Annotated in this window: 22 protein-coding genes and 5 tRNA genes; 17 read left to right on the top strand and 10 right to left on the bottom strand. The window is 68.8% G+C overall.

Annotation, left to right across the window (positions count from 1 at the left end):
• Positions 1-239: 239 nt before the first annotated feature.
• Positions 240-860: a YceI family protein gene (locus ACZ6KY_RS32750; RefSeq protein WP_469313879.1), complete on the bottom strand. Its 621-nt coding sequence runs from the start codon at positions 858-860 to the stop codon at positions 240-242.
• A gap of 290 nt (positions 861-1150) precedes the next feature.
• Here ACZ6KY_RS32750 and ACZ6KY_RS32745 point away from each other — a divergent pair, with 290 nt between their 5' ends.
• The 3 genes from ACZ6KY_RS32745 to ACZ6KY_RS32735 all read left to right on the top strand — a co-directional run bounded on the left by ACZ6KY_RS32745 (position 1151) and on the right by ACZ6KY_RS32735 (position 3759).
• The gene (locus ACZ6KY_RS32745) at positions 1151-1648 is read left to right on the top strand and encodes a hypothetical protein (RefSeq protein WP_469313878.1); all 498 of its coding nucleotides are present in this window, start codon (positions 1151-1153) and stop codon (positions 1646-1648) included.
• A 251-nt stretch (positions 1649-1899) separates the two neighbouring features.
• The gene (locus tag ACZ6KY_RS32740) at positions 1900-3507 is read left to right on the top strand and encodes an acyl-CoA carboxylase subunit beta (protein WP_469313877.1); all 1608 of its coding nucleotides are present in this window, start codon (positions 1900-1902) and stop codon (positions 3505-3507) included.
• A 57-nt stretch (positions 3508-3564) separates the two neighbouring features.
• The gene (locus ACZ6KY_RS32735) at positions 3565-3759 is read left to right on the top strand and encodes an acyl-CoA carboxylase subunit epsilon (protein WP_261709981.1); all 195 of its coding nucleotides are present in this window, start codon (positions 3565-3567) and stop codon (positions 3757-3759) included.
• 329 nt (positions 3760-4088) lie between these two features.
• On the opposite strand, the gene ACZ6KY_RS32730 is transcribed toward ACZ6KY_RS32735, so the two are convergent.
• The 8 genes from ACZ6KY_RS32730 to ACZ6KY_RS32695 form a co-directional block, all read right to left on the bottom strand.
• Positions 4089-4670: a GTP-binding protein gene (locus ACZ6KY_RS32730; protein ID WP_151472110.1), complete on the bottom strand. Its 582-nt coding sequence runs from the start codon at positions 4668-4670 to the stop codon at positions 4089-4091.
• Entirely contained in the window at positions 4651-5250 is a 600-nt protein-coding gene (locus ACZ6KY_RS32725; RefSeq protein ID WP_469313876.1) for a DUF742 domain-containing protein, read from the bottom strand. Before ACZ6KY_RS32725 ends, ACZ6KY_RS32730 begins: the two co-directional genes overlap by 20 nt.
• A gap of 95 nt (positions 5251-5345) precedes the next feature.
• On the bottom strand, positions 5346-5759 hold the full coding sequence (locus tag ACZ6KY_RS32720) for a roadblock/LC7 domain-containing protein (RefSeq protein WP_261709979.1): 414 nt from the start codon (positions 5757-5759) through the stop codon (positions 5346-5348).
• Between the two features lie 11 nt (positions 5760-5770).
• Positions 5771-8992, bottom strand: a complete 3222-nt coding sequence (locus ACZ6KY_RS32715; RefSeq protein ID WP_469313875.1) for a sensor histidine kinase — start codon at positions 8990-8992, stop codon at positions 5771-5773.
• 351 nt (positions 8993-9343) lie between these two features.
• Entirely contained in the window at positions 9344-9919 is a 576-nt protein-coding gene (locus tag ACZ6KY_RS32710; RefSeq protein ID WP_028802395.1) for a GTP-binding protein, read from the bottom strand.
• Positions 9900-10298: a DUF742 domain-containing protein gene (locus ACZ6KY_RS32705; RefSeq protein WP_355842487.1), complete on the bottom strand. Its 399-nt coding sequence runs from the start codon at positions 10296-10298 to the stop codon at positions 9900-9902. The genes ACZ6KY_RS32710 and ACZ6KY_RS32705 overlap by 20 nt, the downstream gene beginning before the upstream one ends.
• 111 nt (positions 10299-10409) lie before the next feature.
• A complete protein-coding gene (locus ACZ6KY_RS32700; protein ID WP_261709982.1) occupies positions 10410-10823 on the bottom strand; it encodes a roadblock/LC7 domain-containing protein in 414 nt (137 codons plus the stop codon).
• A 9-nt stretch (positions 10824-10832) separates the two neighbouring features.
• Positions 10833-14561 carry a sensor histidine kinase gene (locus ACZ6KY_RS32695; RefSeq protein ID WP_469313874.1) on the bottom strand — a complete coding sequence of 1243 codons (3729 nt, stop codon included), beginning with the start codon at positions 14559-14561 and terminating at the stop codon, positions 10833-10835.
• Positions 14562-15164: 603 nt separating this feature from the next.
• Between ACZ6KY_RS32695 and ACZ6KY_RS32690 the strand changes: the two genes are divergently transcribed.
• The 10 genes from ACZ6KY_RS32690 (at position 15165) to ACZ6KY_RS32645 (ending at position 19865) form a co-directional block, all read left to right on the top strand.
• Entirely contained in the window at positions 15165-15353 is a 189-nt protein-coding gene (locus ACZ6KY_RS32690) for a hypothetical protein (RefSeq protein WP_469313873.1), read from the top strand.
• A gap of 206 nt (positions 15354-15559) precedes the next feature.
• Complete coding sequence (locus ACZ6KY_RS32685; RefSeq protein WP_469313872.1) at positions 15560-16336, top strand: fumarylacetoacetate hydrolase family protein; 777 nt, start codon at positions 15560-15562, stop codon at positions 16334-16336.
• The gene (gene gltX, locus ACZ6KY_RS32680) at positions 16329-17804 is read left to right on the top strand and encodes a glutamate--tRNA ligase (protein ID WP_469313871.1); all 1476 of its coding nucleotides are present in this window, start codon (positions 16329-16331) and stop codon (positions 17802-17804) included. Before ACZ6KY_RS32685 ends, gltX begins: the two co-directional genes overlap by 8 nt.
• Before the next feature lie 151 nt (positions 17805-17955).
• The gene (locus ACZ6KY_RS32675; RefSeq protein ID WP_469313870.1) at positions 17956-18492 is read left to right on the top strand and encodes a FlgD immunoglobulin-like domain containing protein; all 537 of its coding nucleotides are present in this window, start codon (positions 17956-17958) and stop codon (positions 18490-18492) included.
• A gap of 36 nt (positions 18493-18528) precedes the next feature.
• The gene (locus ACZ6KY_RS32670) at positions 18529-19263 is read left to right on the top strand and encodes an HAD family hydrolase (RefSeq protein ID WP_469313869.1); all 735 of its coding nucleotides are present in this window, start codon (positions 18529-18531) and stop codon (positions 19261-19263) included.
• Positions 19264-19353: 90 nt separating this feature from the next.
• Positions 19354-19425 (top strand) — tRNA-Gln (locus tag ACZ6KY_RS32665).
• A gap of 43 nt (positions 19426-19468) precedes the next feature.
• Positions 19469-19541 (top strand) — tRNA-Glu (locus ACZ6KY_RS32660).
• A gap of 62 nt (positions 19542-19603) precedes the next feature.
• Positions 19604-19676 (top strand) — tRNA-Glu (locus tag ACZ6KY_RS32655).
• Positions 19677-19691: 15 nt separating this feature from the next.
• A tRNA-Gln gene (locus ACZ6KY_RS32650) sits at positions 19692-19763 on the top strand.
• Between the two features lie 29 nt (positions 19764-19792).
• A tRNA-Glu gene (locus ACZ6KY_RS32645) sits at positions 19793-19865 on the top strand.
• A 285-nt stretch (positions 19866-20150) separates the two neighbouring features.
• Here ACZ6KY_RS32645 and ndgR read toward each other — a convergent pair.
• Positions 20151-20867: an IclR family transcriptional regulator NdgR gene (gene ndgR / locus ACZ6KY_RS32640; RefSeq protein ID WP_006383662.1), complete on the bottom strand. Its 717-nt coding sequence runs from the start codon at positions 20865-20867 to the stop codon at positions 20151-20153.
• A gap of 191 nt (positions 20868-21058) precedes the next feature.
• Between ndgR and leuC the strand changes: the two genes are divergently transcribed.
• The 4 genes from leuC (at position 21059) to ACZ6KY_RS32620 (ending at position 24379) form a co-directional block, all read left to right on the top strand.
• Positions 21059-22483: a 3-isopropylmalate dehydratase large subunit gene (leuC, locus tag ACZ6KY_RS32635; RefSeq protein WP_469313868.1), complete on the top strand. Its 1425-nt coding sequence runs from the start codon at positions 21059-21061 to the stop codon at positions 22481-22483.
• 5 nt (positions 22484-22488) lie between these two features.
• Complete coding sequence (gene leuD / locus ACZ6KY_RS32630; RefSeq protein WP_469313867.1) at positions 22489-23082, top strand: 3-isopropylmalate dehydratase small subunit; 594 nt, start codon at positions 22489-22491, stop codon at positions 23080-23082.
• Between the two features lie 277 nt (positions 23083-23359).
• Positions 23360-23590 carry an SCO5555 family protein gene (locus ACZ6KY_RS32625; RefSeq protein WP_469313866.1) on the top strand — a complete coding sequence of 77 codons (231 nt, stop codon included), beginning with the start codon at positions 23360-23362 and terminating at the stop codon, positions 23588-23590.
• Between the two features lie 138 nt (positions 23591-23728).
• Positions 23729-24379 (top strand): HU family DNA-binding protein, encoded by a 651-nt coding sequence (locus ACZ6KY_RS32620; RefSeq protein ID WP_469313865.1) that lies wholly within the window; start codon positions 23729-23731, stop codon positions 24377-24379.
• Positions 24380-24528 lie beyond the last annotated feature (149 nt).

Genomic DNA, 24528 nt, shown 5'->3' with positions numbered 1-24528 from the left:
CCGCCCCCGGACACCGCGGCGCCGGGTTTCCGAGGGCGGGTCATGCCTCCGCCGCCCACACCGGCGGCGTCCGCCACGGCAGAGGGCAGGTGGCCGCCCACCGAGTCGGCGAAGGCGATCGTGGCGTCGGGAAGCGGGTCCGTGGACGCCGGAGCGCCCGCCCTCTCCGTATGCGGAGCAGGAGGGCGGGCGCGCTCGGGGTGTCGCGGGGGAGAACGGCTCGGCCGGGGTGGGGTGACTCAGCCGGCGTTCTTGATCGCCGAGATGTCGAAGTTCAGCTTGATCTTGTCGGAGACGAGGACGCCACCGGTCTCCAGGGCCGCGTTCCAGGTGAGGCCCCAGTCGGAGCGCAGGATCTCGGCCTTGCCCTCGAAGCCCACGCGCTCGTTGCCGAACGGGTCCTTCGCGGAGCCGTTGAACTCCAGGTCGATGGCGATCTCGCGGGTGGTGCCGAGGATCTCCAGGTCGCCGGTGATCCGGTAGTCGTCGCCGCCCAGGGCCTCCGCCCCGGTGGAGCGGAAGGTCATCGCCGGGAACTCGTCGGTCTTGAAGAAGTCGGCGCTCTTGAGGTGACCGTCGCGGTCCGCGGACCCGGTGTCGATGCTGTCCATCTTGATGTCGAGGGACGCCGTCGACTTGGCCGGGTCGCCGCCGTCCAGGTGCAGCGCGCCCTCGAAGTCGTTGAACTTGCCCTTGACGTTGGTCACCATCGCGTGCCGGGCGACGAAGCCGATCGTCGAGTGGGCCGGGTCGATGGTGTACTCGCCGGTCAGCGCGGCCAGGTCCGGGTTGACGGCGGTGATCGTCGTGGTGCCCGCGGACTCGGCGGTGTCGGTGGTCTTGCGGCCGAAGATGCCCATGAGGTGCTCCTTGGGGGACGGGCCGCGGTTCCGGGCGGAGCCACGGCGGCATTCTGTTTAACGTTCAACGAGCTCAACAAGGGCAACCGTAGACCTATTCCGTTCAACTTTCAACATCATCCGGAGAGTGGCATGCGTGTCACGGTGGGTTACACGTGTCCGCCCTCTATCGAACGCGCGTAGAGCTCGGGCACCATCTGCGTGCACCCCCTGCACAGCCGCCCCACAGGAACCACGGCCGTATGTCGGTACGGCCGCCCGACGGTCCTCCGCAGGAAAGGTCCCCCCAGATGAAGTTCAGGTCCGCGCTGACCGCTCTCGCCCTCGTCGTCGCTCCCGGTGTCGCCGTCGTCGGCACCGCGACCGACGCCTTCGCCGTCACCAAGATCAGCCACGCCACCGCCACCTCGATGTTCCGGCAGTCCGGCATCACCTGGTCCTCCTCCGGCAACTGCTCCGACCGCAACAACTCCACCTGTACGTCGTTCGACCAGCTGAACCTCGCCACCGCGCAGGGCGCGCAGACCCTCAAGGGGGCCGGCGGGTGCGCGCTCAACATCACCGGCGGCACCGAGACCGGTCACGCGAGCGGCACCTACTCGCACTGGAACGGCTACAAGCTGGACTACGGCAAGAACACCTGCGTCACCGGCTACATCAAGAACACCTTCACTTACATCGGCCTGCGTGGTGACGGCGCACCGCAGTACCAGTCCGGTGCCGGCAACATCTACGCCGACGAGGGCAGCCACTGGGACGTCCTCTACTACAACTGCGGCGGCTGCTGAATCGGCGCCCCCGGGGTGCGCGGACCGCCGAACGGGCGTCCGCGTCACCCCGGTGATGGCATGTGCCACTCATGAATGTGAGGTGGCTCTCGGTCGAACGGTTTGTGTGATCTCCACAAGCCCAAGCCCCTCTGGGCAGTCGGAATGCCTGCATGAGATGGCGGTTCTGTTCAGGGGCACCAGGAAAACGGTCCGGAGACTGTGCAGAGTCGACGGGCCTGTTTCCTTGGTGGACTTCGTATGGTCGCTACATGACCGTTTTGGACGAGGCCGACACCGCCAGCTCCACGAGCTCCACAGGTGAACCGACGGACGCGCGCGGACGTGTGGCGGAACTGCACGCGATCCGTGCGGAGGCGCTGCGCGGTCCGAGCGAGAGGGCGACCGAGGCGCAGCACGCCAAGGGCAAGCTGACCGCGCGGGAGCGGATCGAGCTGCTGCTGGACGCGGGTTCGTTCCAGGAGGTCGAGCAGCTGCGTCGGCACCGGGCGACCGGTTTCGGTCTGGAGGCGAAGAAGCCGTACACGGACGGTGTGATCACCGGCTGGGGGACGGTCGAGGGCCGGACGGTCTTCGTGTACGCCCATGACTTCCGGATCTTCGGCGGCGCGCTGGGCGAGGCGCACGCCACGAAGATCCACAAGATCATGGACATGGCCATCGCGGCCGGCGCGCCGCTGGTGTCGCTGAACGACGGCGCGGGTGCCCGTATCCAGGAGGGCGTGAGCGCTCTCGCCGGTTACGGCGGCATCTTCCAGCGCAACACCAGGGCCTCCGGGGTCATCCCGCAGATCTCCGTGATGCTGGGCCCGTGCGCGGGCGGCGCGGCCTACAGCCCGGCGCTCACGGACTTCGTGTTCATGGTCCGTGAGACCTCGCAGATGTTCATCACCGGGCCGGACGTGGTCAAGGCGGTGACGGGCGAGGAGATCACCCAGAACGGCCTGGGCGGCGCCGACGTCCACGCGGAGACCTCCGGCGTCTGCCACTTCGCCTACGACGACGAGGAGACCTGCATCGCGGAGGTGCGCTACCTCCTGTCGATGCTCCCGCAGAACAACCGCGAGAACCCGCCGCGGGCCGCCTCGTCGGACCCGGCCGACCGGCGCAGCGAGGTGCTGCTCGACCTGGTCCCGGCCGACGGCAACCGCCCGTACGACATGACCAAGGTCATCGAGGAGCTCGTCGACGACGGCGACTACCTGGAGATCCACGAGCGCTGGGCCCGCAACATCATCTGCGCGCTGGCCCGCCTCGACGGCATGGTCGTCGGCATCGTCGCCAACCAGCCACAGAGCCTGGCGGGTGTCCTCGACATCGAGGCCTCCGAAAAAGCTGCACGCTTTGTCCAGATGTGTGACGCTTTCAATATCCCGATCATCACGTTGCTGGACGTGCCTGGGTTCCTCCCGGGTGTCGCCCAGGAGCACGGCGGGATCATCCGGCACGGCGCGAAGCTGCTCTACGCGTACTGCAACGCGACGGTGCCGCGGATCTCCCTCATCCTGCGCAAGGCGTACGGAGGTGCCTACATCGTCATGGACAGCCAGTCCATCGGAGCGGACCTCACCTACGCCTGGCCGACGAACGAGATCGCCGTGATGGGCGCCGAGGGTGCCGCCAACGTCATCTTCCGCCGTCAGATCGCCGATGCCGCCGATCCCGAGGCGATGCGCGTCCGCATGGTCAAGGAGTACAAGGCCGAGCTGATGCACCCGTACTACGCGGCGGAGCGCGGTCTGGTCGACGACGTCATCGACCCCGCCGAGACCCGCGAGGTCCTGATCAAGTCGCTCGCGATGCTGCACACCAAGCACGCGGACCTGCCCTCCCGCAAGCACGGCAACCCCCCGCAGTAACCCTGCGGATTCTCCGCGGTACCCCCGCGGAAACCTCTCTCATGGAGACTGAAACCTATGAGCAACGCTGACATCCGCGTCGAGAAGGGCCACGCCGAGCCCGAAGAGGTCGCCGCCATCACGGCGATCCTCCTGGCCCGTGCCGCGGCCGCTCCCACTGATGCCGCTCCCGCCCACCGCGCCCACCGCAAGGCGGGCTGGCGCCGACTGGAGAGGGAGCCCGGCTTCCGGGCACCGCACAGCTGGCACTGAGGTCTGACGCCGACAGCCCCGTTCTCCCGAGGGAGGGCGGGGCTGTGGTGTGTCCGCGTCCGGGAGGCCTGAGCTCTCCGGAACCCTCCAGGCCCTCCAAGGCCAACAGGGGGCCTCGCGGCGGGTGTTCGGGGGGTGCCGGGCCACTCGTCTGTCAACGGGGCTGTACGGAGCAGGAGTTCGGCCGGGTGAGGGACAGCTGCCAACGGGCAGCGGTCGGCAGACGACAGACAACGGACAGCGGGGCAAAGGACGGCGGGGCAAAGGACAGCGGCCCCCGCTTCTCCACACGGAAGAAGCGGGGGCCGCTGTCGCGGAAGCGGGAGACGCTAGCGGAGGCGCGCCATGAGGGCGTGCTCGACCAGCGTGATCAGCGCCGACTTCGCGTCCGCGCGGTGGCGGGCGTCCGTCGTGATGATCGGGGCGTCCGGACCGATCTGAAGAGCCTCGCGGACTTCCTCGGGCTGGTACGGCTGGTTGCCGTCGAAGCCGTTGAGGGCGATGACGAACGGCAGGCCGCTGTTCTCGAAGTAGTCGACCGCGGGGAAGCAGTCGGCGAGACGGCGGGTGTCGACCAGGACGATGGCGCCGATGGCGCCGCGGACCAGGTCGTCCCACATGAACCAGAAGCGGTCCTGGCCCGGCGTACCGAAGAGGTACAGGATCAGGTCCTGGTCGAGGGTGATACGGCCGAAGTCCATGGCGACGGTCGTCGTCTTCTTGTCACCGGTGTGCGTGAGGTCGTCGATGCCCGCCGAGGCGGACGTCATGACGGCCTCGGTACGCAGCGGGTTGATCTCCGAGACGGCGCCGACGAACGTGGTCTTGCCCACGCCGAAGCCGCCCGCCACCACGATCTTCGCGGACGTGGTGGAGCGGGAAGGCCCTCCGCTAGAGCTTGCGAAGTCCACTGAGCACCCTTTCGAGCAATGTCACGGCTGGCTGGCCGCCGGCGCTCTCGTCGCCGCCCGGCTGATGAATGGCGACCAGGCCCGCCTCCGCCAAGTCGGCGACGAGGATCCTGGCAACACCGAGAGGGATGGTCAGCAGGGCCGAGATTTCGGCCACCGACTTGATCTCCCGGCAGAGGTTGCAGATCCGCTGATGCTCGGGCAACTGGCCCTGCATCTGATGCGGCTGCGCGGTTGTGTGCACCAGTGCCTCGATGGCGAGCTGGTAGCGGGGCCTGGTGCGGCCACCCGTCATGGCGTAGGGACGCACCAGGGGATTGCTCGCCGACCCGGCGGGCGACGACTCGGGTGAGCGTCGCTGCGGCTGCACGGGCTGGATACGCGGTGCCGACGGCTGGTCGTACGGGGACGGCCCGGGGCCCTGCGGACCCTGGGGCGGGTAAGGCTGCCGCGGCTGGCTGGGTGCGGAGGGAAAGTTGTACCGGTTCGGGTTCTGAGAACCGTCACCCTGGCCGCCCTGCCCCTGGCCGGGGCCGTACGACCAATTGCCCGAAGACGAACCGCCTGGGGGTGTTACCACTTTCTCTCCTCCTCCGACTGTGCCGGGCACCCAACGTGTGGGACCGCGTCCCGAAACCTTACGGCCCCGGGACGCCAATTCGCACCGTCTGTCTATTAGTTGAGAAGGCTGCCCTGGAGCTCCGCACGAAGATCCGGAGTGAGGACCGTGCCCGCACGGTCCACCAGAAGCGCCATCTCATACCCAATGAGACCGATGTCCGCCTCAGGGTGTGCAAGTACTGCGAGTGAAGAACCATCCGAAACGGACATGAGGAAAAGGAACCCTCGCTCCATCTCCACAACCGTCTGGTTCACATGGCCGCCCTCGAAGATACGGGACGCGCCCGCGGTCAATGAGGTCAGACCGGACGCGACGGCCGCCAACTGGTCGGCGCGGTCGCGGGGAAAGCCTTCGGACATGGCCAGAAGGAGTCCGTCGGCGGAGACCACCACTGTGTGGGACACCCCGGGGGTGTTGTCCACGAAGTTGGTGATCAACCAGTTCAGGTTCTGTGCCGCCTGGCTCATCGGGCTCACAACTAACGCTCCTGGTTGTAGGTGCTGTCAGGACCGAGGCCCTGACCGTTCGTCTCACTACCTGCATTACGTCCCCGCTCCACGCCGCGACGCAGGTTGCTCAGCCTGCCCCGGACGTCCTCAGGAGCACGGGAGACCTGGGGGCCGCCCTGGGGGGTCGATTCCGCGGTTCCCTCGACCAGGTTGGCCTTGGGCACCCGCCGCGGCAGACCGGACGAGGTGACCCCGCCCGCCTTGGGCTTCTTGAGCTGCTCGGCGCGCTGCCACCGGTCGTCGTTGGACGACCGCCAGTCGTCGCCCGTGTTCCCGGAGGAAGCGGGCGCCGCCTGCTCCCTCGCCGGTTCCGCGGGGCGCCGGCCGTTGCCGGCGGCGGCGGATCCGCGACGGGGCAGGCCCGCGTCGGTCATCGTGTGGGGGGCCGAGGGGGCCGGTCCCGGACGACCAAAGCCTACGCTGTCCTGCTCGGCCGCGTCAGCGACCTGCGGAGATTCCGCTTCCGGAGCGTAGCCGGGCCGATACCCGCCCTGGTACGCGTCCTGCTGCGGCCAGTCGTCCTGGTAGGACGGCTCACCGAAGGCCGACAGCGACTCCGGGGCGGCGCCGCCCATTCCCGCGTGCTCCTGCTGGACCGGCTCCGTGTAGGAGGGTTCAGGGTAGCCGCCGTTGGACGGGAAGTACGCCTCGTCGTACGCAGCCTGCTGCGGCTCCTCGTACGACGTCTGCTGGTCGTACGTGGTCTGCTGCTCCTCGTGCACACCCTGGGCGCCGTCGTACGCCGGGGCGCCGTTGAAGGACGGCTGTCCGTTGTCGTACGCGGGCTGGGCCTCGAAGCCGTCGGCGTAGGCCTGGGGGCCCTCGATGGCCTCCGCGCCCTGTGCCTGGGCCTCCAGGGCCGCACGGCGCTCCTCGCGCATCAGGGAGCGGCCCACGGGGTCCAGATCGCGGGCGTCGTCCGGGACCTCGTAGCGACTGTCGTCGAAACCGAGGTCCGCGGCGGTCAGTACGGGCTTCTGCTGCTGGCCGCCGAAGCTCTCGCCCTGGAACGACTGCTGCTGTTGCTGCTGCTCGGGAATGATCTGGGACACGGTGAACTCGTCGCGCATCGGCTGGTGCTCGCCGCCGCCACCGTGGGTGATGGCGTCGGGGAGCATGACCAGCGAGGTCGTACCGGCCTGCTCGCCGGAGGGTCGCAGCTGGACGCGGATGCCGTGGCGGTCGGACAGCCGGCCGACCACGAACAGGCCCATGCGCTGCGAGATCGCGGCGTCCACGGTCGGCGGGTTGGCCAGCTTGTGGTTGATGTCCGCGAAGTCCTCGGCGGTGAGGCCGATGCCCTTGTCGTGGATCTCGACCATGATGCGGCCGTCGGGGAGACGGGTCGCGGTGACGCGGACCTTGGTCTGCGGGGAGGAGAACGTGGTCGCGTTCTCCAGGAGCTCTGCGAGCAGGTGCACGAGGTCGGTCACGGCACGGCCGTGGATCTCGGCCTCCGGGACGCCGGAGAGCTCGACGCGCTCGTACTGCTCCACCTCGGAGGAGGCGGCGCGCAGCACGTCGACCAGCGGGACCGGCTGGTCCCAGCGGCGGCCGGGCTCCTCGCCGGCGAGGACCAGGAGGTTCTCGCCGTTGCGGCGCATACGGGTCGCGAGGTGGTCCAGGCGGAAGAGGTTCTCCAGCTGGTCCGGGTCGGCCTCGTTGTTCTCCAGGTCGGTGATCAGGGTCAGCTGGCCCTCGATCAGCGACTGGTTGCGGCGCGAGAGGTTGGTGAAGATCGCGTTGATGTTGCCTCGCAGGAGGGCCTGCTCGGCGGCCAGTCGTACGGCCTCGCGGTGGACCTGGTCGAAGGCGCGGGCGACTTCGCCGATCTCGTCCGTGGTGGTGATCGGGATCGGCTGCACGCGGGTGTCGACCCGGCCGGGGTCGGTGCGCGAGAGCTGGTCGACCAGCATCGGCAGGCGCTGCTCGGCCACGTTGAAGGCGGCGTTGCGCAGCTGGCGCATCGCACGGCTCATCTGGCGGGCCACCATGCCGGCCAGGATGAACGCGGCGAGCAGGGCGATCACGACGACGGCGCCGGTGATGAAGGCGTCGGTCTTGGCCGTGTCGGAGATGTCCGCGGCCTCGGCCACCGCCTTGTCGGCGAGGTCCGACTCGATCTGGCGGTACGCGTTGTACTTGGCGGTGTTGACCGCCATCCAGTTCTGCGCGGTGATGCCGCCCGCGGCGAGCGTGGCGCGGTCGCTCTCCAGCGGGGACTTGAGCTGCGCCAGAGTCGTGACCATGTCGGTCGGGTTCGGCGGCGGCTTCACGTAGTTCGGGTCGGCGGACGCGGCTTCCCGCGCCTGCGCCGTCAGGTCCGCCTTGATCCTCGCCTGGGCCGCTTCGAGCTTGGTCGCGTCGGCCTCGGTGCCACCACCGATGTACTCCTCGATCGCGATGCCTTCGAGGTAGGCGTACGAGGAGAGGGCGACGCGCTGGCTGGCGAGGCTGCTCAGACCGGGACCCGGCTTGATCAGCATGTGCATGCCGATGGACCGCTCCAGCGACAGCGCGGCCTTGGACAGCGAGATCGCGTAGACCGTACGGCCGTAGCTGGTGATGTTTCCGGTGCCCAGACCGAGCTCGTTGGCGAACTCCATCAGCGGGTGCTGGATCTGGAGGTAGCCCTCTTCGGTCTTCACACCGGGAAGCTTGGTGGTGTAGGCGAGCTTGCGAAGCTGCTCGAGACCGGGCTCGACATTGCGGAAGACGGCGAGGCGGCGCTCCAGGCCCGGCGTCTTCGGCATGTTCTGGGCGGCCTGGTCGAACGTGTCGGCGGCCAGGTCCGTCTGCTTGCGGACCTTGACGACCGTGGGGTCCTTCGCGCCGGCGCCGGTCAGCAGCGGATAGGCGCTGAGGTCACGCTCGACGAACAGCTTGTCGCCGTAGTTCAGTGCCGCCTGGACCAGGCGGGCCGTCTTCTCGGCGTCCTGGGCTTCCTGCCAGGTGTCGATCGAGCTCTTCACCTGGAAGCCGCCCATGACGAGGCCGACCACCACGGGTATGAGCAGGATCGCGTTCAGCCTGGTCGGCACGCGCCAGTTGCGCGGGGAGAAACGACCGCCGCTCGGCGCGGGCGCCGGCACGGGCTCCGGGCTGGGCACCTGTGCGGGCGCCGCTCCGCGCTGCGGCGGGGTGAAGTTGCCCCGTGCCGACGGCTCGGGACCGTTCATGCTTCGCCTCACTCGACCAACAACCTCTCGGCGTCGGCACCTACGTTGTGCCGCGGTATCTACCAGCGCCCTTGACTACTGGGCAGTTCAGCGCATTCCAGCACGTCAAGCGGCGCCCTTCCAAACACTCGGAATCGATGATTCCGAGTGGCGCTGACCACACGTAAAACAGACATAAAGAGCGAGCCCCGCCAAAAGACGGGGCTTTCATGAGCGCAGTGGTACCGGGCGACCGCGATGCGTGTCGAGCCCGGTGGAATTCTCTGTCGAAACGTTATGAACACTGACGCCGACCGTGTCAAACGACACAGTCGGCTCCAATGCGTCTACGACAACTTCCATATGGAGCCGTCTACTTGGCTGCTACCGCAGCCGGGCCATGAGGGCGTGCTCGACCAGGGTGATCAGAGCGCTCTTCGCATCCGCACGGTGTCGGGCGTCCGTCGTGATGATCGGAGCGTCCGGACCGATCTGAAGAGCCTCGCGCACTTCCTCCGGGTTGTACGGCTGGTGTCCGTCGAAGCCGTTGAGGGCGATGACGAACGGCAGGCCGCTGTTCTCGAAGTAGTCGACCGCGGGGAAGCAGTCGGCGAGACGCCGGGTGTCCACCAGGACCACGGCGCCGATGGCGCCGCGGACCAGGTCGTCCCACATGAACCAGAAGCGGTCCTGGCCCGGCGTACCGAAGAGGTACAGGATCAGGTCCTGGTCGAGGGTGATACGGCCGAAGTCCATGGCCACCGTGGTGGTGGTCTTGTCCCCGGTGTGGGTGAGGTCGTCGATCCCCGCCGAGGCGGAGGTCATGACGGCCTCGGTACGCAGCGGGTTGATCTCGGAGACGGCACCCACGAACGTGGTCTTGCCGACACCGAAGCCACCCGCTACGACGATCTTCGCGGAGGTGGTCGCCCGGCCTCCGTCAGAGCTTGCGAAGTCCACTGAGCACCCTTTCGAGCAGTGTCACGGCCGGCACGCCGCCGTTGTTCTCATCGCCGCCAGGCTGGTGAATGGCGACGAGTCCGGCCTCCGCGAGGTCCGCGACGAGGATCCTGGCCACACCGAGAGGCATGGACAGGAGGGCCGACACCTCGGCCACCGACTTCACTTCCCGGCACAGGTGGCAGATGCGCTGGTGTTCGGGGAGGAGTCCCATCAGCTGGCTCGGATCGGCCGTGGTGCTGATCAGAGCCTCTATGGCGAGTTGGTACCGCGGCCGGGTCCGGCCGCCGGTCATCGCGTACGGACGTACCAGCGGCTGGTCGCCCTCGTCCCCGTACGGGTCAGCGTACGAGTCATGAGAGGCGGTGGGCGGGGTCATGAATCCTCCGGGCGGGACAGCAAGTCGGTCAGTCGTGCCGTCTGTTGGGGCCGGTGGGGGGATTGTGGCGGCCGGACGGTGATTTCGTGCGGTGTCTGGATCCGGCGGCGGTCAGTGAAGCAGACTGCCTTGTAGCTCGGCACGCAGGTCCGGCGTGAGGACAGCGCCCGCACGATCGACGAGCAGTGCCATCTCGTAGCCGACGAGGCCGATGTCGCAATCCGGGTGGGAGAGGACCGCGAGGGACGATCCGTCCGAAACCGACATCAGGAAGAGGAAACCGCGCTCCATCTCCACGACCGTCTGGGCAACCGCCCCACCCTCGAAGATCCGGGAGGCCCCGGCAGTCAGCGAGGTGAGTCCGGAGGCGACGGCCGCCAGTTGGTCCGCGCGGTCGCGGGGAAAGCCTTCGGACATTGCCAGAAGGAGTCCGTCGGCGGACACGACGACGGTGTGGGACACCCCGGGGGTGTTGTCCACAAAGTTGGTGATCAACCAGTTGAGGTTCTGTGCCGCCTGGCTCATCGGGCTCAACTAACGCTCCTGCTGGTGAGTGGGGCTGGGGAAGCTGCCGGTCTGGCCGTTGGGAGCGGCCTGTCGACCTTGCTGAATGCCCCTACGGAGATTGGTCAGCCGGCCGCGTACGTCATCAGGCGCACGCGAGACCTGCGGACCGCTTTGGTGCTGTTGCTGCTGTGCCGTGCCCGCGACGAGGTTGGCTCGCGGGACGCGGCGCGGCAGGCCTGAGGTGGTGACCCCGCCTGCCGACGGTTTACGGGCGCGCTCCGCCTGCTTGACGAGATCGTCGTTCGGAGAGCTGCGCCACGTGGTAGCGGCCGGTGCGGCGGCGGGCCGCTGCTGCGGAGCCGGGGGAGTCTGCGGCTGTTGGGGGGCAGCCTGCGTGAATCCCTGGGAACCGTTGTTCTGGGGGGTGCCGTTGGTGGGAGCACCGTCCGAGCCGTTCGCCTGACCGTGGAACCAGTTGGTCTCCAGCGTGTCGAACAGCGGGGTACGGCCGTCACCGGGGCTTGACGCCGGCGGAAGAGCCTCGGGCTCCTGCGGACGGGCGGGCGGCTGCGGGGCGGCCGGCCGCTCGTACTGTCCGGTGGACGACGAGCCCTGCCCGTTGCCGTACCCGGGCATCGCGAACTGCCCGGTGGACGAGGGGTCCTGGGAAGCTCCGTAGCCCGGCTGGGCGAACTGGCCGGTGGACGACGGGTCCTGGGAGGCACCGTAGCCCTGGGTGGCGTACTGCCCTGTGCCGACCGGGTTCTGGCCGGCGGACTGGTTGCCGGAACCGTAGCCGTACTGGCCGTTGTTCTGGCCGTTGTTCTGCGGCGCGCTCGCGCCGGGGCGCGGGGCGTCGAAGTCGGGACGGGCGAACTCCGCGGTGGAGGCGGGGTTCTGGCGGTCGTCGATCCGGGGCATCCGCGACGTGGAGTCGGGGTCCTCGTGACCGCGCGGGGTGTCGAGGGACGTACGCGGAACCGGCGGCTGCGCGTTGTCGTCGCTCCAGCTCGGCGAGCGGGAACCCGTGTTGCCACCGGGCAGCTCGGCACGCGCGCCACCGCGTCCCGGAAGCTGCGGCCGGCGACGGCTGCCCTTGCCACTGGCCGGTGCCTGCGCGGGCGCCGGAGCGGCGGGCGCGGGGTTGCTGTCGCCGAAGGCGTTCTGTCCGGCACCGGATCCGTTGCCGAACGAGTTCTGCTGGCCGCCGGAGGTGTCACCGAAGGCGTTCGGGGAAGCCGATCCGCCGCCGTATCCCTGCTGCGGGCTGCCGTTCCCGGCCTGGTAGCCCTGCGGGCTCTGCCCGAAGGCGTTCGCGCCGGCCGGAGCCTGCCTGCCCTGCTGACCGCCACCCTGACCCTGCGGACCACGCGCACCGCCGGGAGCACCCGGGCGACCGCCCTGGTTGCTCGTGGGCAGTGCGGCCCGCGGACCCTGGGCGGCGCCGACCTGTCCGCGCTGCGGCGGGGCCCCGAGGGGTCCACCGGGAGCGGCGGGGGCTCCGGCACCGAGCGCGCCGTTCGACTGACGGGCCGCGGCCAGACCGGCCGAAGCCTGCGCCGCCGCGGGGCCGCCGCCGGAGGCACCCTGGCCCGGCTTGTTCGGCATGGGCTTCTTGCCGCCCTGGGCGACGTCCACCGGCAGCATGACCAGCGCGGTCGTACCACCGGAGTCGGACGGACGCAGCTGGATGCGGATGCCGTGACGCTGTGACAGACGACCGACCACGAACAGACCCATGCGGCGGGAGACGGAGACGTCCACCGTGGGCGGAGCGGCGAGCCGCTCGTTGATCGCGGCGAGGTCCTCGGGGGACAGACCGATACCCGTGTCGTGGATCTCGATCAGCACCCGGCCGTCGGGCAGGGCGTGACCGGTGACCTTGACCTTGGTCTGCGGGGAGGAGAACGACGTGGCGTTCTCCAGCAGCTCGGCGAGCAGGTGGACGAGGTCGTTGACGACCCGGCCGGCGACCTCGGTGGTCGGGACCGAGGCGAGTTCGATGCGCTCGTACTGCTCCACCTCGGAGGCGGCGGCGCGGAGCACGTCGACCAGCGGGACCGGACGGGTCCAGCGGCGACCGGGCTCTTCACCGGCGAGAACGAGAAGGTTCTCACCGTTACGGCGCATGCGGGTCGCGAGGTGGTCGAGCTTGAACAGCGAGGAGAGCTGGTCGGGGTCGGCCTCGCGGGACTCCAGCTCGGAGATGAGCGAGAGCTGACGCTGGATAAGACCCTGGGAACGGCGCGAGAGGTTGGTGAACATCGCGTTGACGTTGCCTCGCAGAAGGGCCTGCTCGGCGGCGAGGCGGACGGCCTCGCGGTGCACGTCGTCGAAGGCCGCGGCCACCTGGCCGATCTCGTCCCGGGAGTGCACACCGACCGACTCGACGGAGGTGTCGACGTCCTGCGGGTCCGACTCCGAGAGCTGCTTGACCAGCTCGGGCAGGCGTTCCTGGGCGACCCGGGTCGCGGTGTCCTGGAGGCGGCGCAGCGAGCGGATCATGGAGCGGGCCACCACGAAGGCGCCGACGAGCGAGACACCGAGGACGAGCAGGATCAGTACACCGGAGACGATCGCATCGCTCTGGGCCTGGCTGCGCAGCTCGCGGGCCTTCTGCTCCATCTCGCCGAGCAGCGTGGTCTCGATCTTCGACATCAGGTCGATCTTGGCGGAGTCGTCGTCGACCCAGTCCTTGTAAGAACGCTTGTTCTGCGTCTTCAGACCGTCCTGGCCGCTCAGCACGCGCCTGGCGTACTGGTCGGCGGACTTGATCGTCGGGTTGTCGCCCTCGATCGGCACGAGCAGAGCCGCGGCGCCCGCACCGTAGATGTTCTTGAAGCTCTCGTTCTCGGACGCCTGGCTCTGCTGTGCGGAGAGCGCGTACTGCTGGTCGTTCTTCGAGAGCGCGCCGTAGGTCTTCGGCTGCTCGGGAAGCGCGGCGGCGATGACGGCGCGCTGGACGGAGGCGTACTCCTTGGCGGCGGAGAAGGCGGCCAGCGCACGGGTGCGCTGGATCATCTGCGGGTTGCTGGTCGCCTCGGCCATGTCCTGCGAGAGCGCGAGGAGCTCGGTCACCAGACGGTGGTACGCGTCCACCGTCTGGGTCGAGTTCTGGGGGTCGTTGTAGGCGTCGCGCCGGATCTGGTTGAGGTTGTACAGCTCACTGACGACACCGACGAGGCTGTCGTGCACACCGGACAACTGACCCTTGGCCGTGGCGTCGTCGACCTGCTGCGTGCCTTCGAGGAAGTTCTTCTTCGCGATATCGGTCTTGTCGCGCGCACCTTTGACGGTGTAGTCGTTCGCCAGGGCGCCGTGAGCCAGCGGACCGGCCGATTCGTCGCGCTCCGCCTGGAGCGCGGCGGCGAGCTCGGTGGCCTGCTTGGTCATCTCGGTCAGCAGGCGCATGTTGTCGAGCTGCTGGATGTTGTCCATCGACTCGTTGATGCGGAGCGCACCCAGCGAGGTCGCGGCGACCACGGGGAGCGCCAGCAGCGAGACCAGTCGTGTCGAGATGCGCCAGTTCCGCAGAGCTACGCGCGAGCCGGGGCCCGGTGTGCTCTTCGGCGTGGTGGCCGTCGTGGTGGCGGGAGCACTGGCCTTCGCGCCGGCGCGAGCGGAGTGTTCACCGCTGCCGCCGACCTCTGCCGGTCCCGGGTTCTGGGCGTGCTGGGGCGAGGAACCGCGGTCGGTCCCGCCGCGCGGCTCCGGCTCCGCCGAAGCGCTGCCATCCCTCTTGAAACGTCCCTGCACTAGCGTCGCAACCTCTGGACCAGGCGCCCCTCCGCTGGAACGGCGGGACGGTGTCGGCGTTGTACGAGATGCGCAGATACGCATCTCGTGTGTGGTCTGTAGTGACCGGCGCAGGCTCCCCCTATCCCGCCGCCACTCGGCGCTGCGTTGCGCCCCTGCGCGCCGGATCGTGAATCCGCGGCGGTCCGAGGAATTCCAGCACAGTGCAGGATCTCCAACAAGGCCCGAGTACCAGGCTGTGACCTCCGTGACAGCATGTGAGGGTCACGTCACGAGGCGTGCAAGGGGATCTCGTACATACCGGGCGTATGCCTACGAGCCGTTGGTGTATATACCCTGTCCCAGTCGCGATGATCAGGAGCGGAATGATTGGTTCAGTGGAGTAATGTCCGTTTGGTCGGCCATGGTTGAGGGTCGTGATTGACCGCTTTGTCTCTCGGTGAGTGAGGAAACTCACACGGCGATCATGGCGTCTTCACGGCACCGCCCGGGAATTGAATGTTTAGCCTGACGCTTTACAGGGATGGCGAATCCGACAACCCGCGCCTATGTGGGGCTCTTTGACCCCGACCGGCGCCCAGGACGACAAGGTCGAGCAAAACGGTGAAGACGACGATGATGTTCCGCAACATAGCCAATCCGCGACGCACGACGCTGGCGCACCTCGAGGACGCCGATGCCCTGCGGACGCCGGAGCGGCCGGAGCACGCGGTCGACCTTCCCCTGCAGACGGCCAACCCCCGCCGCACCGTCCTGATGGACATCCCGGCCGCGGCCGCCGCCACGGAGTGAGCGAAGCGAGCACGGTGTGATCCGAGGGGGCCCGCGCCCGGCGCGTGGCCCCCTCGGGTCGCTCACGGCCCGGACGGGCCCCGCCGCTCACCGTCCCGGCCGATACCACTCACCGTCCCGGCGGATATACGCGAAGCCCGCAGCCCTTGCCGCGTTAGCCTGGAGCGTCAGACTCCAGCCAGCTCAGTGAGGGGCGCAAGGATCCCGTGCGCATCGCCAGATTCTCCATCGACGGCAACGTCGCTTTCGGCGCGGTCGAGGGCGACAAGCCGGACGAGCTCGTCCTCGACATCATCAAGGGCATCCCGTTCGCGGACTTCGAGCTCTCCGGTACGAAGGTCCCGCTGAACAAGGTCCGGCTGCTGCCGCCCGTGCTCCCGAACAAGGTCGTGGCCTTCGGCCGCAACTACGCGGAGCACGCCAAGGAGCTCGGCAACGAGGTGCCCGACGCCCCGTTCGCCTTCTTCAAGCCGTCGACCTCCGTCATCGGTCCCGGCGACCCGATCCAGTACCCCTCCTTCTCCAGCGAGCTGCACCACGAGGCCGAGCTCGCGGTCGTCATCGGCCGTATGTGCCGCGAGGTCCCGCGCGAGCGGGTCAAGGACGTCATCCTCGGTTACACCTGCGCCAACGACGTCACCGCCCGCGATGTCCAGAAGCGTGAGAAGCAGTGGGCCCGCGCCAAGGGCTTCGACAGCTCCTGCCCGCTCGGCCCCTGGGTGGAGACGGACCTGGACCCCGCCGACCTCACGATCCAGTGCACGGTCAACGGGCAGCAGCGGCAGCTCGGCCGCACCAGCGAGATGACCCACTCCATCGAGGACCTGATCGTCAACATCACCGAGGCCATGACGCTGCTTCCTGGCGACGTGATCCTCACCGGCACCCCGGCTGGGGTCGGCCCCCTGAACGTCGGCGACGAGGTCGCCGTCACCATCGAAGGCATCGGCACTCTCACCAACAAGGTGATCAAGCGTGGCTAACGCGACCGTCCGCGTACGTTTCTGTCCGTCCCCCACCGGCAACCCCCATGTGGGCCTGGTGCGCACCGCCCTGTTCAACTGGGCGTTCGCCCGGCACAACGAAGGCACCCTGGTCTTCCGCATCGAGGACACCGACGCGGCCCGCGACTCCGAGGAGTCGTACGACCAGCTGCTCGACTCGATGCGCTGGCTGGGCTTCGACTGGGACGAGGGCCCCGAGATCGGCGGCCCGCACGCGCCGTACCGCCAGTCGCAGCGCATGGACATCTACCAGGATGTCGCCCGCAAGCTGCAGGACGCGGGCCACGCGTACCACTGCTACTGCTCGACCGAGGAGCTGGACACCCGCCGCGACGCGGCCCGCGCCGCCGGCAAGCCCTCCGGCTACGACGGCCACTGCCGCGACCTCTCCGCCGAGCGGAAGGCCGCGTACGAGGCCGAGGGCCGCAAGCCCATCGTCCGCTTCCGGATGCCCGACGAGGCGATCACCTTCGACGACCTGGTCCGCGGCGAGATCACGTACCTCCCGGAGAACGTTCCGGACTACGGGATCGTCCGGGCCAACGGCGCGCCGCTGTACACGCTGGTCAACCCCGTCGACGACGCCCTGATGGAGATCACCCACGTCCTGCGCGGCGAGGACCTGCTCTCCTCCACCCCGCGGCAGATCGCCCTCTACAAGGCGCTGACCGAGCTGGGCATCGCCAAGGAGACCCCGGCCTTCGGCCACCTCCCGTACGTGATGGGCGAGGGCAACAAGAAGCTCTCCAAGCGCGACCCGGAGTCCTCGCTCAACCTCTACAGGGAGCGCGGTTTCCTTCCCGAGGGTCTGCTGAACTACCTCTCCCTGCTCGGCTGGTCGCTCGCGGCGGACCGCGACATCTTCTCCATCGACGAGATGGTCGCCGCGTTCGACGTCACGGACGTGAACCCGAACCCGGCCCGCTTCGACCTGAAGAAGTGCGAGGCGATCAACGCCGACCACATCCGCCTGCTCGACGTGAAGGACTTCACCGAGCGCTGTGCCCCGTGGCTGCGCGCTCCCTTCGCGCCCTGGGCGCCGGAGGCCTTCGACGAGGCGAAGTGGCAGGCGATCGCCCCGCACGCCCAGTCGCGCATGAAGGTCCTCTCCGAGATCACGGACAACGTCGACTTCCTGTTCCTGCCGGAGCCGGCCGTCGACGAGGCCTCCTGGACGAAGGCCATGAAGGAGGGCAGCGACGCCCTGCTCCGCACGGCCCGCGAGAAGCTGGACGCGGCCGACTGGTCCTCCCCGGAGTCCCTCAAGGAGGCCGTCCTGGCCGCCGGCGAGGAGCACGGCCTCAAGCTCGGCAAGGCGCAGGCCCCGGTCCGCGTCGCCGTCACCGGCCGCACGGTCGGCCTGCCGCTCTTCGAGTCCCTGGAGATCCTGGGCAAGGAGACGACGCTGGCCCGCGTCGACGCGGCGCTGGAGCGGCTCGCCGCGTAGCCGGCAGCCGTACGACGTACCCACAGGGGGCGGTGTCCGTTTCGGACACCGCCCTTCGGTGTACACGGGCCGGTCGCCCGGAGTTCACTGATCCCGTCAACTCCCGCTCTCAATGGGGCAGTTGTATGCCCCTTGCGCTCACGAAGCGCCAGTGCGCCGTGTGCGGCGCGCCGAGTTCCAGGGGGAGGGGCACGAGCTGCTTCTCACCGGCTTCCACACCGGTACGGCCACCACCCGGACCGTGGCCGTGCTGCCCGCCTGGGACCAGAACACCGGCGGCAGCACCGGCCGCCGGGCGGTTGACCGGTTCGGCGGGAACATCGCGTACCTCACGGACCGGAGTCAGGTGGCGATCGTCACGGCAGGCGTGCCGGCCTCGCCGCTCGCGCGGCTGGAGGCGCAGACCGACCCGCAGCCCGGAGGGCCGGGCACCTCGTCCCCGTGGCGGCCCGTGTGGCAGCTGAACAAGCCCGCCGACTGGACCCTGACGCTGAGCGGCGCCTCCGGAACGGTCGTCCGCACGCTGACCGGAGCCACCGCCGCCGCGGCGGTCCGCGCCTCCTGGGACGGCGCGACCGATTCCGGCGCCACCGCGCCCCGGGGCACCTGCACCTGGACGGTCACCGCGAACCCGCGTGACGGCGAGGGCCCCGCGCTCACGCTGACCGGCACGACCACGACGCCCTGAGGGACAGCGGGCCGCCCCCGGGGATACGGTCGGTCCATGGGCATCGACGCCGTGGTCTGGGACATCGACGACACGCTCTTCGACTACACGGCCGCGGACCGGGCCGGGATGCGGGACCACCTCGCGGCCGAGGGCCTGCTCGACGGCCGTACGACCGTCGAGCAGGCCCTCGACCGCTGGCGGGAGGTCACCGACGCGCAGTGGGCGAGGTTCTCGGCGGGCGAGACGGACTGGCCTGGCCAGCGCAGGGAACGCGTCAGGGTGTTCCTCGGGGAGCCGCTGAGCGACACCGCGGCCGACGCGTGGTTCGACCGGTACATCACGCACTACGAGTGCGCCTGGAGCCTCTTCCCCGACGTCCTGCCCGCCCTGGACGCCCTCGGCGCCAGCCACCGGCACGCGGTCCTGTCCAACTCCAGCCTCCTCGTGCAGGACCGCAAGCTGCGTGTCCTCGGTGTGCACGACCGCTTCGAGGCGATCCTGTGCGCCGCCGAACTCGGCGTCTCCAAACCGGCCGCGGCCGCCTTCCACGCGGCCTGCGACGCCCTGGGCCTGCCGCCGCACCGGGTCGCCTACGTCGGGGACCATCCGGAGATCGACGGACAGGGCGCGGCCGACGCGGGTCTGCTCTCGGTGTGGATCGACCGTGACGGCGCTCACGCCGCCGGCGCCGTCGGGCGGACGGGTCCGCATCGCATCGGCTCGCTGGCCGAGTTGCCCGCGGTCCTCGGCGCGGATACCCGTTTTGGAGCGTGGTCCACCTTCGGGTAATGTTCTTTCTGCGCCGCCGGGAGCGGGCCGAAAGGCCGGAGCCCGGAGGAGCTAGTTAAAACAAAATCCCCGTGTGGGGTTGCGTTTGAATGGCCTATGGTGTAATTGGCAACACTACGGTTTCTGGTACCGTCATTCTAGGTTCGAGTCCTGGTAGGCCAGCTCGCAGAGCTCATCTGCACACGCGGAGATCCAGATCCGCAACGCCCCCGTTGTGTAGCGGCCTAGCACGCTGCCCTCTCACGGCAGTAGCGCCGGTTCGAATCCGGTCGGGGGTACAGATCCTTCCCAGGGAGGCAGTTCGGGTCGCACCCGCTGCCCCTCATGCAGGATCGCTAGGGCCCCCGTTGTGTAGCGGCCTAGCACGCTGCCCTCTCACGGCAGTAGCGCCGGTTCGAATCCGGTCGGGGGTACGGTCTAAACCACCATGGGCTATGGTGTAATTGGCAACACTACGGTTTCTGGTACCGTCATTCTAGGTTCGAGTCCTGGTAGCCCAGCCCCGGATCCGCGGAAACGCAGGATCCAGGCCCCCGTTGTGTAGCGGCCTAGCACGCTGCCCTCTCACGGCAGTAGCGCCGGTTCGAATCCGGTCGGGGGTACACGGTCCGAAAGGGTCTCCACTTCGGTGGGGGCCCTTTCGGCGTTCCTGGACACGTTCTCGTGCGTCGGCCGTCGGCCGGAGATCGGCTTCTCTCGCCCGGCCGGAGATCAACTCGGCGTACGCCGTCATGAGTTCGGTCACGCCGGACAAGAGAGCGCGGGGTGCACCGGGCCTCGGGGGCCGGCACACCCCGCGTACGGGACGTGCGCATCGGGGAGGGCCTGCCGCGGCGTTGAGGCCGGCCCGTCCCGTCACGCGCGGGAGTGGAGCGGTGGAGCGAAGGTCAGCCCGTGCGGCGCAGGGCCTCGGAGAGACGGCCTGCGGCGTCGATGACGGCCTGGGCGTGCATCCGGCCCGGGTGGCGGGTCAGGCGCTCGATCGGTCCGGAGACCGAGACAGCGGCCACGACCCGGTTCGAGGGACCGCGGACCGGCGCGGAGACGGACGCCACGCCCGGCTCGCGCTCACCGATCGACTGGGCCCAGCCCCGGCGCCGTACTCCCGACAGGGCGGTGGCGGTGAAGCGGGCGCCCTGCAGACCGCGGTGCAGCCGCTCCGGCTCTTCCCAGGCCATCAGGATCTGGGCGGAGGAACCGGCCTTCATGGTGAGGGTCGAGCCGACCGGGACGGTGTCCCGCAGACCGGACAGGCGCTCGGCCGCGGCGACGCAGATGCGCATGTCGCCCTGGCGGCGGTAGAGCTGCGCGCTCTCGCCCGTGAGGTCCCGGAGATGCGTGAGCACCGGGCCCGCCGTCGCGAGGAGACGATCCTCACCCGCCGCCGCGGCCAGTTCGGCGAGCCGCGGTCCGAGAATGAAACGGCCCTGCATGTCGCGCGCCACCATGCGGTGGTGTTCAAGTGCCACGGCGAGGCGATGTGCCGTGGGTCGTGCCAGTCCGGTCGCCGCGACCAGGCCCGCGAGGGTGGCCGGACCGGACTCCAGAGCGCTCAGGACAAGGGCTGCCTTGTCCAGAACGCCGACGCCGCTACTGTTGTCCATGAAACGATACTCGCGTCTCACTCTGTGAAACGCAAGTTCAATTTCCGGTGGAACGCGCCACCCTTGTAGACACAGCGGCCCGCGGACCAACGGGTCCGGCGGACGACGTCCGGTACAAGGGGTACGGACGTTCACCGCCCCGGAAATCTCTAGTTGGGCCGGCGCCACACAAGCCGGCCGGAGGGAAAGCGATGGGTAGGACACTCGCGGAGAAGGTCTGGGACGACCATGTCGTCCGGCGCGCCGATGGCGAACCCGACCTCCTCTTCATCGATCTGCACCTGCTGCACGAGGTGACCAGTCCGCAGGCCTTCGACGGTCTGCGCCAGGCGGGGCGCCCGGTGCGCCGCCTCGACCTCACCATCGCCACCGAGGACCACAACACCCCGACCCTCGACATCGACAAGCCCATCGCCGACCCGGTCTCCCGGGTCCAGCTCGAGACGCTGCGCAAGAACGCCGCCGAGTTCGGCGTGCGGCTGCACTCGCTGGGCGACGTCGAGCAGGGCGTGGTGCACGTGGTGGGACCGCAGCTGGGTCTGACCCAGCCGGGCACCACGGTGGTCTGCGGTGACTCCCACACCTCCACGCACGGTGCCTTCGGCGCCCTGGCGTTCGGCATCGGCACCTCGCAGGTCGAGCATGTGCTGGCCACCCAGACGCTGCCGCTGGCCCGCCCGAAGACCATGGCCATCACGGTCGACGGCGATCTGCCCGACGGCGTCAGCGCCAAGGACCTGATCCTGGCGATCATCGCCAAGATCGGTACCGGCGGCGGCCAGGGCTACATCCTGGAATACCGCGGCTCCGCCATCGAGAAGCTCTCGATGGAGGCCCGGATGACCATCTGCAACATGTCGATCGAAGCCGGCGCCCGCGCGGGCATGATCGCCCCCGACGAGACCGCCTTCGCCTATCTCAAGGGCCGTGCGCACGCCCCCGAGGGCGAGGAGTGGGACGCCGCGGTCGAATACTGGAAGACCCTGAAGTCCGACGACGACGCCGAATTCGACGCGGAGGTCGTCATCGACGCCGCCTCCCTGTCGCCGTTCGTCACCTGGGGCACCAACCCCGGCCAGGGCGCGCCGCTTTCGGCGAACGTCCCCGACCCGGCTTCGTACGAAGACGCTTCGGAGCGCATGGCCGCCGAAAAGGCCCTGGAATACATGGGGTTGACCGCCGGACAGCCGCTGCGTGACATCAAGGTCGACACCGTCTTCGTAGGTTCGTGCACCAACGGCCGTATCGAGGACCTGCGGGCGGCCGCCGCGGTCGTCGAGGGCCGCAAAGTCGCCGACGGCGTACGGATGCTGGTCGTCCCCGGCTCCGCGCGGGTCGGACTGCAGGCCGTCTCCGAGGGCCTGGACGTGGTCTTCAAGGAGGCCGGCGCCGAATGGCGGCACGCGGGCTGCTCGATGTGCCTGGGCATGAACCCCGACCAGCTGGCTCCCGGTGAGCGCTCCGCTTCCACCTCCAACCGCAACTTCGAGGGCAGGCAGGGCAAGGGCGGCCGTACGCACCTGGTCTCGCCGCAGGTCGCCGCCGCCTCGGCGGTCGCCGGCCGCCTGGCCTCCCCGGCCGACCTGTCCGACGCCCCTGTGCCCGCTGGAGTCTGAGAGCCATGGAAGCATTCACCACGCACACCGGCCGGGCCGTCCCGCTGCGCCGCGGCAACGTCGACACCGACCAGATCATCCCCGCCCACTGGCTCAAGAAGGTGACCAGGGACGGCTTCGAGGACGGTCTCTTCGAGGCCTGGCGCAAGGACCCGTCCTTCGTCCTCAACCAGCCCGAGCGCAAGGGCGCCACGGTTCTGGTGGCGGGTCCCGACTTCGGTACGGGTTCCTCCCGCGAGCACGCCGTCTGGGCGCTCCAGAACTACGGCTTCAAGGCCGTCATCTCGTCCCGTTTCGCCGATATCTTCCGCGGCAACTCACTCAAGAACGGCCTGCTCACGGTGGTTCTGGAGCAGACGATCGTGGACGCGCTCCAGGAACTGTCGGAGAAGGACCCCGAGGCCGAGATCACGGTCGACCTTCAGGCCCGTGAGGTGCGCGCCGAGGGCATCACGGCCGCCTTCGAGCTCGACGAGAACGCCCGCTGGCGGCTGCTGAACGGGCTGGACGACATCTCCATCACCCTCCAGAACGAGGGCGACATCGCGACGTACGAGGCCAAGCGGCCCTCGCACAAGCCGAAGACGCTGCACGTCTGACCTCGCGGCCGGATCGCGGCCGGGTCAAGACAGATTTCAGCCACCGCAACACCCCTCTGTACCCCCAATCGTGGACGGTTGGGGGTACAGCTGTTTCTGCTCCCGGACGGCTCCCGCGTGCCCTTGAGAACCATGTCAACTCCCTTGGTTACAAAGGATGTTGCCTGGGTACGCGCAGGGAGGGGCGACTTCCGGCCAGGGCGGTCAGGAGGCCTCCGGTGGACGGCAGTTACCCCCTGCGCAGGCGACAACTCGCCCCAGATGGCACAATCTGTGCATGGAACGTGACGGCCAACTCGAGCTCTACATGGCAGTCGCGGCCCAACTCAAGGAAGCGCACACAAGAGTGCGCGCACTGCAAGTCCCGGAGGGCGTACGGATGGCGCTGACCCGGAAGCTGCTGGTCATTACGGCCGCGGCCAAGCACGATCTCGCCGATGCGACAAGGCGTCTGGAGCGGTTCACCACCGACCTCGACGAGGGCCGATTCCTCGAAGAGGAACGCTGAGGAACTCCGCTGCGGCCCGAGTTCGTTGCGGCACAAGGGTGATTAGCCCGTTTCGTGTTTGATTTGCGGTATATATCTGCCTAACGTGCGAAAAAGCTTGAACGCATTCGTTCGGGCAATGTCTCCGAAGGGGAAGACGTGAACAAGGCGCAGCTCGTAGAAGCGATTGCCGACAAGGTCGGCGGGCGTCAGCAGGCCGCCGACGCGGTCGACGCGGTACTGGACGCCATCGTCCGTGCGGTTGTCGGCGGAGACCGGGTCTCGGTCACCGGCTTCGGTTCCTTCGAGAAGGTTGACCGTCCGGCTCGTTACGCCCGCAACCCGCAGACGGGTGAGCGTGTTCGGGTCAAGAAGACGTCCGTGCCGCGCTTCCGTGCCGGCCAGGGCTTCAAGGACCTGGTGAGCGGCTCGAAGAAGCTCCCGAAGAACGACGTCGCGGTCAAGAAGGCCCCGAAGGGCAGCCTCTCCGGCGGAGCTTCCGCGACGGTGAAGAAGGCGGCGGCGAAGAAGGCCACCACCGCCAAGAAGGCGGCGGTCAGGAAGACCACGGCGAAGAAGACGGTCGCGAAGAAGACCACGGCCGCCGTGAAGAAGACGGCGGCGAAGAGGACGACGGCGAAGACGGCCGCCGCGAAGAAGACCGTGGCCAAGAAGACCGCGGCCAAGACGACCACCGCCAAGAAGACCGCGGCCAAGACGACCCCGGCGACGAAGGCCACGGCCAAGAAGGCCCCCGCCAAGAAGTCGACGGCTCGCAAGACCACCGCCAAGAAGGCCACCGCCCGTTAGAAGCCGGGCGCAGGGGCACTTCACGCGCCGGGGCGGGGGTCCCCCCGGAGGCCGGGCCACTGTACGTTCCTCACCTCCTTCCCCTTGTTCGGGGTGTTCTGCACTCCCCCCCCCCTCCCTCCTTTTCTCCCCCCCCCCCCCTGCCCCGC

The sequence above is a fragment of the Streptomyces sp. NPDC042002 genome, from assembly GCF_055588305.1.
This window is presented reverse-complemented; position numbering and strand designations above follow the sequence as displayed.